The organism is Novosphingobium sp. FW305-C-111, from assembly GCF_058783565.1.
In genome coordinates, this window is sequence record NZ_JBYSYP010000007.1 from 79,388 (window position 1) to 91,953 (window position 12,566).

At 66.2% G+C, this 12,566-nt stretch carries 9 protein-coding genes; 4 read left to right on the forward strand and 5 right to left on the reverse strand.

Annotated features, from left to right (window positions below; genetic code table 11):
• Positions 1-7: 7 nt before the first annotated feature.
• The 5 genes from AC3WLD_RS09970 to AC3WLD_RS09990 all read right to left on the reverse strand — a co-directional run bounded on the left by AC3WLD_RS09970 (position 8) and on the right by AC3WLD_RS09990 (position 7,484).
• Positions 8-2,566, reverse strand: a complete 2,559-nt coding sequence (locus tag AC3WLD_RS09970; protein ID WP_492556808.1) for a TonB-dependent receptor domain-containing protein — start codon at positions 2,564-2,566, stop codon at positions 8-10.
• Between the two features lie 121 nt (positions 2,567-2,687).
• Positions 2,688-3,851 (reverse strand): glycoside hydrolase family 68 protein, encoded by a 1,164-nt coding sequence (locus tag AC3WLD_RS09975; protein WP_492556809.1) that lies wholly within the window; start codon positions 3,849-3,851, stop codon positions 2,688-2,690.
• A 121-nt stretch (positions 3,852-3,972) separates the two neighbouring features.
• Complete coding sequence (locus AC3WLD_RS09980; RefSeq protein WP_492556810.1) at positions 3,973-5,322, reverse strand: MFS transporter; 1,350 nt, start codon at positions 5,320-5,322, stop codon at positions 3,973-3,975.
• Between the two features lie 148 nt (positions 5,323-5,470).
• Positions 5,471-6,517, reverse strand: coding sequence for a LacI family DNA-binding transcriptional regulator (locus AC3WLD_RS09985; RefSeq protein ID WP_492556811.1), 1,047 nt, complete (start codon positions 6,515-6,517; stop codon positions 5,471-5,473).
• Positions 6,518-6,593: 76 nt separating this feature from the next.
• On the reverse strand, positions 6,594-7,484 hold the full coding sequence (locus AC3WLD_RS09990; protein WP_492556812.1) for an ROK family protein: 891 nt from the start codon (positions 7,482-7,484) through the stop codon (positions 6,594-6,596).
• Between the two features lie 204 nt (positions 7,485-7,688).
• Here AC3WLD_RS09990 and zwf point away from each other — a divergent pair, with 204 nt between their 5' ends.
• The 4 genes from zwf to glk are packed head-to-tail and all read left to right on the forward strand — an operon-like array spanning position 7,689 to position 12,553.
• Positions 7,689-9,137 carry a glucose-6-phosphate dehydrogenase gene (zwf, locus tag AC3WLD_RS09995; protein ID WP_492556813.1) on the forward strand — a complete coding sequence of 483 codons (1,449 nt, stop codon included), beginning with the start codon at positions 7,689-7,691 and terminating at the stop codon, positions 9,135-9,137.
• A complete protein-coding gene (locus AC3WLD_RS10000) occupies positions 9,130-9,741 on the forward strand; it encodes a 6-phosphogluconolactonase (protein WP_492556814.1) in 612 nt (203 codons plus the stop codon). Before zwf ends, AC3WLD_RS10000 begins: the two co-directional genes overlap by 8 nt.
• A 1-nt stretch (position 9,742) precedes the next feature.
• Positions 9,743-11,563 (forward strand): phosphogluconate dehydratase, encoded by a 1,821-nt coding sequence (gene edd / locus AC3WLD_RS10005; protein WP_492556815.1) that lies wholly within the window; start codon positions 9,743-9,745, stop codon positions 11,561-11,563.
• Between the two features lie 21 nt (positions 11,564-11,584).
• The gene (gene glk / locus AC3WLD_RS10010) at positions 11,585-12,553 is read left to right on the forward strand and encodes a glucokinase (protein ID WP_492556816.1); all 969 of its coding nucleotides are present in this window, start codon (positions 11,585-11,587) and stop codon (positions 12,551-12,553) included.
• Positions 12,554-12,566 lie beyond the last annotated feature (13 nt).

Below are 12,566 nucleotides of genomic sequence, written 5' to 3' on the forward strand. Positions count from 1 at the left end.
AGGAACTTTAGAAGCTGTACTTGAGCGAAGCCGACCAGGTACGGCCGAGGCCGACGCGATTGGTCGCGGCGAAGGGAACCCCGAACACCGCGCCGGTCGAGGCGAGCCCGCCGACGGAGCCCTGGTCGAGACGGCCGGCCTGATCCCACGCGTTGAACAGGTTGTTCACGTTGACGCTCGCCTCGAGCCCTTCGACCGGGCGGACCGCGACGAAGGCCGAGAAGATGTTCTGGCCCTTCTGCTTCAGCCCGTTGGCGTCGTCGGTGTAGGTCGAGGTCTGGCCGAGCATGGTGAAGCCGATCGAGGCCATGCCGAAATCATAGCTCGGCGCCACGGTCCACGCCCAGGTCGGAGTCGCGCGCGGGGTGTTGCCCTTGTTGCCGCCGATCAGGTCCTGGACGATCCGCGAGTGGGTGTAGACGAGGTTCGCCGCGAGGCTGAACCCGCCGGTGCGGAACTGCGATTCCAGCTCCACGCCCCAGGTGCGGTACTTCTGGAAGCTGATCTGCTGCCCGCTCGGCTTGGTCAGGTCGTAGTTGAACTCGGTGGCCTGCGAACGGAACGCGGTGAGGTTCAGGCCGTAGCTGCCGCCCAGGAGGAAGCCGCGGTTCTTCACGCCGATTTCCTGCTGGGTCACCGGGTTGATGATCGCGGTCTTGCCACCCGCCGCGATCGAACCGTCGGCCGCCAGCAGCGCACCGTAGTCGCCCGAGACGACGCGGTCGGCGTTGGCGCGGTAGCCCTTCGAGGCGCGGGCGAAGACCGCCAGGGTGTTCGAAATTCGGTAGTTCGCACCCAGCGACCAGCTGGTGTAGCCGAGCGAATAGTCGATCAGCTGGGTCGGGTTGATCGACGCGCGGTAGGCGTTCTGCTCCGCGACGCTGAGCGAACCGTTGCCGTCGACGTCGAGCGAGTAGCGCGCGCTGGTCCCGCGGAATTCGCCGCTGGCATCGATGCTGTCGTGGCGGATGCTGGCATCGAGGTCGAGTTGGTCGTCGGCGTAGTTGAGCGAGGCGTAGGGCGCGTTGTCGACATAGGTCAGGTCATAGTTGCGCGCGCAGCAGGCGCCCCACTGGTTGTTGTAGCCGGTGAGCCCGTTGTCCGACAGGCGGGTGCCATCGGCGGCGAACAGATTGACCAGGACCGGATCGGTTAGCCCGGTCTTGACCGACATGTTCCAGTGCCAGTCCATGTTGATGGTCTGGCGCGAGTAGTACCACCCGGCGCGGGCGGTGATCTGCCCGGCACCGACCGGCAGCTTGCCGGTAATGGCGATGTCGTTGCCGACATGGCCCATGTCGTTCATGTCCGTGTAGAGGTTGGGGTTCTGGTCGACCACGGTGCCGACGGGAACGAGCGCACCGGCCTGCGGCCCGGTGGCATAGCGGGCAAAGGCGGCGGTGTAGGTCGTGCCGTTGGCCGAGACGGTGTACGGGCTCGCGCCGCCGACAAGGATGTCACGCAGCTGGCTGACGCTGCCATAGAACGGCGCGGCGAAGATGCCGCTGTTCTCGGTATAGGCGAAGCGTTCATCGACGGTGATGTTGTCCGACAGCTCGTAATGGAACTGCGCGCCGACCGAGTTCGACTTGACGTGGATGCCCTCGCGGTTGTTGCCGGTCTTGACCACCCCGTCCGAACCGATCGTCGGGTAGGTCAGGTTGTACTTGGAAAAGACCGTGTCCTTGCGGGCGTCGAAGCCGGGCAGGGCATAGTAGCCGGTGATCGTGTTGCCGCTCACCTTCACCCCGAACGGTGCCTGGGTGTAGGTCGGCGAGCGGTCGTCGAGGCGCTTGAAGAACAGGCGCAGGTAGCCGCGGCCCTCGCCGAAGTCCTTGGTCACGTTGGCCTTGATCTGGTAGCCGTCCTGGGCGTTGTAGGGGATTTCGCGCGGGCCGCTGCCATTGCGGTAGAAGCCGCCGATGTTGAAGCGCAGGCTGTCGGTGATCGGGCTGCCATAGTTGAAGTCGATGCGCTTCTCGTCATAGCCGAGGCCGACGGTAACGCCGACTTGGCCGCCGGCTGTCTCGCCGGTCTTCGAGACGTAGTTGATGACCGCACCGGGCGCCTGCGAGGCGAAGGTCGAGGCCGAGCCGCCGCGGACCACCTGGATGCGGTCGACGGTCCAGTCGTACTTGGTCCAGTAGTCGTTGTTGCCGAAGGCGATGTCGCCGTACTCGACCGTGGGGACCCCGTCCTCCTGGATCTGGACGTACTTCGAACCACCCGAGGCGAGCGGCAGTCCGCGCACCGTGATGTTCGAGTTGCCGCCCGAACCGGCGGTCGATTCCGCGCGGATGCCGGGGATCAATTTGAAGATTTCCGCGTCAGAACGGGGGGCCTGGCTGGCGATCAGCTCGGGCGATACGTCGGTGACCGAGATCGAGCTGTTGAGCTTGGACTTGTTGCCCGGCGCGGCGGTGACGACGATCTGTTCGCCGAATTCGGGCGCAGCCTGCTCGGCGTCGGCCGGGGCGGCGTCCTGCGCGAATGCAGGCGCGGCGGAGGCCAGCGATACGACGATGGCGGCGGTCGACGCGCCGATCAGGCGATTGCGGAAATTCATCGGTTCCCCTCCCTTGGGATCTGCGAGTCCGGGTACGGTCATGCCTGCCCGGTGCTCAAGTCATAAACTTGGAGCAATCGATTGCAAGAGGATTCTTGCAATCGATTGAACTCTGGTGAAATCAGTACTTTGACACTCGTGTAGCGGCCCCGTCTAAGTCGATCCGGAACCGGGGTGCCGGGCTTCCCGCGAATCGCTTGCGCCGCCAGTCTCGATCATCGACGACGTCGCTGCCGTTGGCGCCGAGGAGGTCAGCGAAGCCGGCCACCTCGAGCTCGCCTGTCACGGCCCAGCTGTACGCCTGGAACGGTGCGTCGTCCGGATTGCCGGCGACGAGCCCGCTGCCATTGAGCGGCAAGTACGCGCCGTCGATCCGGTCGGAAACCATGCCGTACAGACCATTCGGCCCGCTCGGCACGCCGGGGGCGAAGACCTTTCGCTGGGTCGACCAGAAGAGATAGTAGAGGCCGTCACGGTACACCATTTGCGGCCGCTCCTGCTCGTTGTTCAGGCCGTCCGCCGCGATGATCGGTGGCAGCAACTGCCAGTTGTCGAGCTGTCCGGGGTTGGCTCGGGCGAGCCCGATGCAGCCGTTCCAGGCGCTCACCGATTGGCGCAGCGAACCGGTGAAGAGCAGGTAGTGCGCGCCGTCGGCCGGATCGCGAAAGAAGAAGGGATCGCGAAAGCCCTTGATGAAGCCCGGCACGCCCTCGCTCTGGTTGACGACGATATAATCCACATCGTCGGCCTGCACCGATTCCGTCGGGACACTCCAGCCTGATGCGGATGCCGTCCCGTCGAGAACCTCGAGCCTGGCTCGCGTCTGGAACAGGCGCTGCGTGAAGCTGGGCGAGACTTCACCGGGAACGCCGGCCACCGTGTAGAACAGGACGATCTCGCCGGTTTCCGAAAGGTGCAGCGCAGAACCGGCCCATTCCCGCGTGCCCGGATTGAGACCGTCGGGGAGGAGATGGCCGCAATCGCGCCATTCGCCGGCGCGCTCTGTCACGAGCCGGATCCGTGCGATGTGATGGCGTTCATCCGGATCGGGCAGGATCGGGGCGGAAAGGATCAGCCACACTGTCCAGCCATCGAACTTGGCGGTCGAGCCGTCGAAGTTCTGGACCGGCCACATGTCCCACAGATCGAGCCCGGCGATCCGCGGCAGCACGGCATCGGAGGCGATGTGCGGGATTGTGGTCGCCGCGTCCTGTCGCAGCACAGCGAGATGCTCGGGCAGCCAGTCCGACCGTCCGCGAAGGGCGAGGGCAGGGTTGGAAGTCACTTCAGGTCCTTGTGTTTCTGTCCGGGTCGCAGTGGGTCGAATCGGGTCAGTAATCGATTGCATTGGAAGAGCTGACTTGGCTCTCCCCGGAGAGCGCGGGGCAGCGTCGCTTGTCAGGGAGTTACGTTCCGAGCTCGTCGTCGCGGACGCGGAGGACGGCAATTGCGGCGCAAGCCAGCAGCAGTCCCGCCAGCATCAGCGCATTCCGCGCATCACCGTGGAGCAGTGGCTCGTAATAGAACGGGAAGGTCGCCGCGTTGAGCAGCATCGGCACCACGATCATCATGTTGAAGATGCCCATGTAGACGCCCGTCCTGCGCGGCGGGATGCAGCTGGCCAGCATCACGTAGGGCGTCCCCATGATTGAACCCCAGCAGATCCCTACGCCGATCGCGGCCGGAAACAGCAATGGCACATCGCTGACTTGAGGGATCGCGAGCATGCCGAGGCCGCCTGCGACGAGTGCGCCGGCATGGACCTTGCGCGGGCCGATCGCGCGGATCAGCGGCATCATCGCGATCGCCGCGACGAAGGCGACGAAGTTGTAGAACGCGGCCATTGTCCCGTTGGTGAGGACCGCGCTGCGGAAGCCGTCGCTCACCGGCTCGCTCGTCTGATAGACCGAACGCGCGATCGAGTAGGTCACGTAAGTCCAGTAGATCGCCATCGCATACCACTGGAACAGCATCATCACGCCGAGCTTGCGCATCGGGCGGGGCATCTCCCGGATCGCCTCCCAGATCTCGCGAAGGGTCGCGGCGGCGCTGCGGGGCTGGGCGGCGATCTCGGCCTGCTGTTCGGGCGAGAGCGGGAGCTCCGGTACCCGGATCACCGACCACAGGATCGTCGACAGCGACAGGACGGCGCCGATGGTGAAAACGATGTGGACCGTGTCGGGGATGTTGTTGCCGCCGATCGCGTCCTTCTCGACGCCGAGGAGGCCGACGAGCAGCGCCGGGGTGCCGAGCGCCAGACATTGGGCGAGGCCGGTGAACGCGCTCTGGGTCAGGAAGCCGGTGCCGTGCTGGCTCTCGTCGAGGCGGTCGGAGACATAGGCGCGGTACGGCTCCATGGTGATGTTGTTGCCGGCGTCGAGTATCCACAGCAGCGCCGCCGCCATCAGGATCGATTGCGACAGGGGCATGAAGAACAGCCCGAGCGAGCAGAGGATCGCGCCGAACACGAAGTACGGCGTGCGCCGGCCCCAGCGCGAATTGGTCCGGTCGCTCATCGCGCCGATGATCGGCTGCACCAGCAGCCCGGTGATCGGCCCGGCGAGTTGCAGGATGGGAAGGGCGGCCTCTTTCGCCCCGAGGTACGAATAGATCGGCGCCATGTTGCCCTGCTGCAGCCCAAAGCTGAATTGCAGGCCAAGGAACCCGAGGTTCATTTCGAGAATGCGCCACAACGGCAGCCGCGGCTTGCTTTCCGCGGGTATCTCAGTCCTTGCGCCGGCTGTCGCCAATGCCATCGCCCACCTCTCCGCCGGACTGTTTGGAAAGCCCGTACGACGCCTGCGTACAGCTTTCACCACGAATTGCAACAATCGATTGCAATTGATGTGAGTGTAGCGCCGGAAGAGCCTATCGGGCAGAGGTCAAAATGTTCGAAAATCCGCCTTAGGCGCTGCCGCGGACAACCAGTTCGGGTGGGAGTACCGATGATGGGGTCGTCTCGCCAGCAATTCGCTGCATCAGCTTTTCAACCATCAGCCGCGCGCCGCCAGCAATATCCTGGCGGATCGTGGTGAGCTGGGGGACGGTCTGGGTGGCGATCGGCAGGTCGTCGTATCCGGTCACGGCGATCTGGCCGGGCACGTCGATCCCGCGTTCGTGCAGTATGCGGACGGTCGCCATCGCGATCATATCCGACGCGGCGACGATTCCGTCGACCTCGTTGCCCAAACGGTCGAGTTGTGCCGAGATCTGCTCGCCCATTTCCTGGCTCGAAAGATGAATCGGCAAGTCGAGCAGGCCCACGCCGGCTGCGCTGACGGCGGCTTGCACACCGGCGAGGCGATCGGCGATCTCCGGACCGCGCGGGTCGCCGAAGAACGCGAGCTTGCGACAACCACGCTCGATCAGGCGTTCGGCCGCGAGTTTGCCCCCGGCGACGTTGTCGCTGCCGACCACGCAGTGAACCTGCCCGGCACGGTGACGTCCCCAGACGACCATGGGAAGAAATTCGCCGGCCACTCGCTCGATCGCTTCGAGCTGGTCCGACTGGCCGATGACCAGTGCCCCGTCGAGCATGCCCGAATCGACGATCCGGTCGAGCCACTCGGGATCGCCGGGGATGACCCGCGACAGCATGATGTCGTAGCCGTTCTCGGTCAGCGCGTCGGCGAGGTGGCCGAACAGCGTCATGAAGAACGGATCAGAGATGTGCTGGCGGCGCTCGTGACCGAGCGGGATCACCACGCCGATCACCCCGGTCCGCTGCGTCCTGAGGCGCCGCGCCATCTGGTTGGGGCGGAAGCCGTGTTCGCGGGCGATCGCCTGGATTCGCTCGCGCGTCTCCTTGTTGACAAGGTCCTTGTTCGCGAGTGCCCGCGACACCGTTCCCGCCGAAACCCCGGCGATGCGTGCGAGCTCGGCAATGTTGCGGATCCGGTGCGGTTTGGGGCGATCCGCTCCGGGGTCCTGATCGTCGATTATGTCCGCCATCGATCCGAACCAATACGGACTGGACGCCGCGATGCAAGGTGCATCACGGTCTGCCGCGAAAAGTCATCGTTCCGGCTTATGCGAGGATGGACCGTCCCAGCGCGATGGCGCCGGTGATCCCGGCATCGTCACCTAGGCCGGGGCCGACGATATAGCTGCCAAGGCCGGGGCCAAGCCGCGGATGGCTGACGTAGCCGGCGAGCGTGCTCTCTGCCTGCCGGCGAACGGACTCGAGCAGCCCCGGCGCCTTCATCACCCCGCCGCCGAAGATCAGCCGGTCGGGCATGTGCAGCAGCACCAGCGTTGCCGCGAGATGTGCGACGTAACCGGCGATGAGTTCGACGTCGTCGGGCCCGAGATTGTCAAGGCTCTGCCCGTAGCGCGCGATGATGGCCGGGCCGCTGGCGAGGCCTTCAAGGCACGCGCCGTGGTAGGGGCAGTTGCCAGCGAACGGATCGCGCGCGGGATCACGCGGCGGGAGGATGTGGCCGCTCTCGAAGTGCGAGATCCCCATCAAGGACCGGCCATCGCGCACCACCCCGGTGCCGATGCCTGTGCCGACTGTGGTGTAGGCGAGGGTGCGGCAACCTTGTCCGGCGCCGGCCAGCCACTCGCCGATCGCGGCGCCGTTGACGTCGGTATCGACAGCGATCGGCACGCCGAAACCACCCAGCGCGTCGTGGAAACGCGCACCGCTCCAGCCCGGCTTGGGCGTCGTAGTGAAGGTGCCATAGGCGGGCGACGCCGGATCAATGTCGATCGGGCCGAAGCTGGCGATACCGAACGCGGCGATCGCGCCGTGGCTTGCGGCGGCGGTGCGGAAAAACTCCGCCATGGCAGGCATCGTCACGGAGGGATGTTCCGTGGGGATGCGCGCCCGTTCGAGCACCGTTCCGTCCTCTCTGGCCAGCGCCAGAACGAACTTGGTTCCACCCGCCTCGACCGCGCCGATCAACTGCTGTGCCATGTCTTCGCGCCTCTGTTCCTCTCGCGGGCGGGATCGCATGGGGCGTTCCGGACGGCAATCGGCGCGCATACGAATATCCGGTCATCGCCTCCTCGTCCCGGTCGCGCCGCCGACTTCCGAATACATATTCGCGGAATACCAATGCGTGATGCATAAGCCCGGGCTTGCCGATAAGCCGGCTCCACCAACGGGGAGACAAGACCGATGCCCGACAGCCGTTCCTCCGCCTTGCTCCTGTTCGGGGCGACCGGTGACCTTGCCCGGCGGATGCTGCTGCCATCGCTTTATGCGCTGCACGAGGATGGCCTGATCGGCGAGGGGCTGCGCATCGTCGGCACGGCCCGTTCCGAGCACGACGACGCCGAGTTCCGCGAGATCGCGCGGGCGGCACTGGCCGAGTTCCTGCCGGAGGACCGCCGCGACGAGACCAAGCTCGCGAGCTTTCTGGAGCGGCTGTCCTATCAGACGCTGGACGCGTCGCAGATCGACGGGTTTGCCGCTCTGGCAGACAAGGTTGGTGATACGACCGGCGGCCTGTCGATCTTCCTTTCCACCGCGCCGTTCCTGTTCGAGCCCACCATCGCCGGCCTCAAGCAATCAGGCCTGGCCCACGAAGGCGTGCGGATCGGCCTCGAGAAGCCGCTTGGCAACGACCTCGCTTCCTCGTGCCGGATCAACGACGCGGTCGGCGCGGCGTTCAGCGAGGACCGGATCTTCCGGATCGACCACTATCTGGGCAAGGAAACCGTCCAGAACCTGATGGCGCTGCGCTTCGCCAACATGATGTTCGAGCCGCTGTGGAACGCGGCCGGAATCGACCACGTGCAGATCACGGTGAGCGAGACGGTCGGCCTCGAAGGGCGCAAGGGCTTCTACGACGACACCGGTGCGCTGCGCGACATGGTCCAGAACCACATGCTCCAGCTCCTCGCGCTGACCGCGATGGAGCCACCGTCGGACTTCGGCTCGACCGCAATCCGCGACGAGAAGGTGAAGGTCCTGCGTGCGCTCCAGCCGGTCAAGGCGTCGGAGATGGTCCGCGGCCAGTACAGCGCGGGTGCGGTCAAGGGCGCGGCAGTCGCCAGCTATGCCGACGATCTTGGCGATTCCTCCGGCACCGAAACCTTCGTCGCAATCAAGGCGCATGTCGAAAACTGGCGCTGGAGCGGGGTGCCGTTCTACCTGCGCACCGGCAAGCGCCTGGCCGAGCGGCGCAGCGAGATCGTCGTCCAGTTCAAGCAGGTCCCGCACAACATCTTCGCCGAACGCGGCGGCAAGCTGCGCGCCAACCGGCTCGTGATCCGCCTCCAGCCCGAGGAATACGTGCGGCTCCAGGTCATGGCCAAGGAGCCGGGGCTCGACCGGGGCGGGATCGTCCTGCGCGAGGTCAATCTCGATCTTTCGCTCTCGCAGGCCTTCGCGAAGGCGCGCAAGCGCATTGCCTATGAACGCCTGCTGCTTGACCTGATCGAGGGCGAGCAGACCCTGTTCGTCCGCCGCGACGAGGTCGAGGCGCAGTGGCGCTGGGTCGATGCGATCCGCAAGCTCTGGGCTGAAGGCGACGACGAGGTGAAGTCCTATGCCGCAGGCTCGTGGGGTCCGAACGCCGCGATCGCCCTGACCGAGCGCGACGGGAGGAGCTGGAATGACTGAGGTCCGCTGGGCTGATCCCGGCGACGCGGCCGCGGTCGCCGACCGGATTGCCGGGGAAGTCGCGAAACCGGGACGCAAGCGTATCGCGGTTCCTGGCGGCTCGACCCCGCTCAAGGTGTTCGCCCTGCTCGCCGACCGCGACCTCGACTGGTCCGGGGTAACGCTGTGCCTGACGGACGACCGCCAGGTGCCGGACGATCACCCCGCCAGCAATTACGCCAAGCTCACCGCCGCGCTTGGCGCGAAGGGCGCGACGATCGAGCGTCTTGAGGAAGGCATGGAGACCCGGCCGTTCGACCTCGTCTGGCTCGGCATGGGCGAGGATGGCCACATCGCCTCGCTGTTTCCGCACATGGTCGCGGTCATCCGGCCCGGCCCGACCGTGATCGCCACGACGCCGATCCCGCTGCCGCCAGAAGCGCCGTTCGACCGGCTGACGCTGAACTGGGCCGCCTTGAAGCGCGCCGGGGAAATCATCCTCGTGGTCACGGGTTCGAACAAGCGGACCGTGATCGACCGCGCCCTTCGCGGCAGCGAATCCTATCCCGTTTCCGACGTCCTCCGGGGGGATGGACCGCCGGTAACAATTTACTGGAGCGAATGAGATGCCCCTCAACCCCGTTGTCGCCAAGGTCACCGACCGGATCATCGAACGCTCGCGGGCAAGCCGCCGTCGCTACCTCGATCTGATCGACAGGGCGCGGGACGAGGGCGTCAACCGCCCGAACCTGAGCTGCGGCAACCTCGCACACGGGTTTGCCGCGGCGGGTGACGACAAGATCGCCATCCGCACCGGCAAGGCGACGAACATCGGCATCGTCACGGCCTTCAACGACATGCTGTCGGCGCACCAGCCCTACGGGCGCTATCCCGAGCAGATCAAGCTGTTCGCCCGCGAGGTCGGCGCTACCGCGCAGGTCGCCGGCGGCGTCCCGGCAATGTGCGATGGGGTGACGCAGGGCCAGCTCTCCATGGAGCTGTCGCTGTTCAGCCGCGACACCATCGCCATGGGTACGGCGGTGGCGCTGAGCCACGGCATGTTTGAATCCGCGCTGCTGCTGGGGATCTGCGACAAGATCGTCCCCGGCCTGCTGATCGGATCGCTCCGCTTCGGGCACCTGCCGACGATCCTTGTGCCGGCCGGACCGATGCCGACGGGCCTCGCCAACAAGGAGAAGGTCCGCATCCGCCAGCTTTATGCCGAGGGCAAGGTCGGCCGCGACGAACTGCTCGAGAGCGAAAGCGCCAGTTACCACTCGGCCGGCACCTGCACGTTCTATGGCACGGCCAATTCCAACCAGATGATGATGGAGATGATGGGGCTGCACATGCCCGGCTCCAGCTTCGTCTATCCGGGAACCAAGTTGCGCCAGGAACTGACCCGGGCCGCGGTTCACCAGGTCGCGAAGATCGGCTGGGACGGCGACGACTACCGCCCGCTCGGCCACTGTGTCGACGAGAAGGCGATCATCAACGCGATCGTTGGACTGCTGGCAACTGGAGGTTCGACCAATCACGTGATCCACCTCCCGGCCATCGCCCGCGCCGCCGGCGTGCTGATCGACTGGGACGACATGGACGAACTGAGCCGCGTCGTCCCGCTCGTCGCCAGCGTCTATCCCAACGGCGCGGGCGACGTGAACTACTTCGCCGCGGCGGGCGGGATGCCGTTCGTGATCCGCGAGTTGATCGGGGCAGGCTTGGCCCATGCCGACATTCGCACCGTCTATGGCGCCTCGCTTGATGAAGGCGCGCAGGAGCCGCGGATGGAGGGCGATAGCCTCGTATGGGACGCTGCACCTGCGCGGAGCCGCGACGAGACCATTCTTCGGGGCGTCGCCGATGCGTTCCAGCCCGAAGGCGGCCTTCGCCTGCTCACCGGCAATCTCGGCCGCGGGACGATCAAGGTCAGTGCCGTCGATCCCGCCCGGTGGACGATCGAGGCCCCGTGCCGGGTGTTCTCGGACCAGAACGAAGTGCTTACCGCATTCAAGGCGGGCGAGCTCGAACGTGATGTCGTCGTGGTGGTTCGCTTCCAGGGGCCTTCAGCCAACGGCATGCCGGAGCTGCACAAGCTCACTCCGCCGCTCGGCGTCCTGCAGGATCGGGGCTTCCGCGTTGCGCTGGTCACCGACGGGCGCATGTCGGGGGCCTCGGGCAAGGTCCCCGCAGCCATCCACGTCTCGCCCGAAGCCGGCCACGGCGGACCGCTGGCCAAGCTTCGCGACGGCGATGTGGTGCGGGTCTGCGCCTCGACGGGCGAGCTTGTCGCGCTTGTCGATCCGGCGGGGTGGGCAGCGCGGCCCGACGCCGAAGCGCCGGCGGAGGGAGTAGGCGTGGGGCGCGAACTGTTTGCCTTGATGCGCCGTCATGCCGACCCGGCCGAGAAGGGTGGCTCGGCAATGCTCGCGGCCGCCGGGCTCTGACAACAACAGAAGGGTGAGGACATGCAGGTCGTCGCGGTCGATATCGGCGGAACCCACGCGCGCTTTGCTCTGGCCGAGGTGGCTGAGGGCAGGGTCGTCTCGCTGGGCGATGCGGTCACGCTCAAGACAGCCGAGTACGCGAGCTTCCAGACCGCTTGGGAGGAGTTCGCGCGTCTGGTCGGCGGCACGCTTCCCCGCGCCGCCGCCATCGCGATTGCTGCGCCGGTCATCGGCGACGCGATCAAGTTCACGAACAACCCTTGGATCATCCGTCCGGCCCTGATCGCGGAGCGGCTGAACGTCGACAGTCATGTGTTGATCAATGATTTCGCGGCAGTCGGGCATGCCGTCGCGCAGGCCGGCGACGAGCATTTCGTCCACCTGACGGGGCCTGAAACGCTGCCTGCTGCCGAAGGCACGATCAGTATTCTGGGTCCGGGGACTGGCCTCGGCGTGGCGCACGTCTGGCGCGGGGAGGGGCGTTACCACGTCCAGCCGACCGAGGGCGGGCACATTGATTTCGCCCCGCTCGACTCGATCGAGGACGCCATTCTGGCGCGCTTGCGACAGCGCTACCGCCGCGTTTCGGTGGAGCGGGTCGTCGCCGGTCCAGGGATCGTCGACATTTACGAGACACTCGCGGGAATCGAGGGGAAGGCCGTCCAGCCCATGGACGACAAGGCCATCTGGTCGCTGGCTCTGTCCGGCGAGGACAGCCTCGCCACTGCCGCGCTCGACCGCTTCTGCCTGTCGCTCGGCTCGGTCGCGGGCGATATCGCGCTCGCCCAGGGCGGGTGCTCAGTGGTGCTCGCGGGCGGGCTCGGTCTGCGCATCAAGGACCATCTCCTGCGTTCGGGTTTTGCCGAGCGGTTCCGCGCCAAGGGACGGTTCGAGCACCTGATGGCGGCGATGCCGGTGCGGATCATCACCCATCAGCAGCCTGGTCTGTTTGGCGCAGCCGCTGCCTTCGCGCAGTCGCATAGGGGTTGATCGCTGCCCCTAC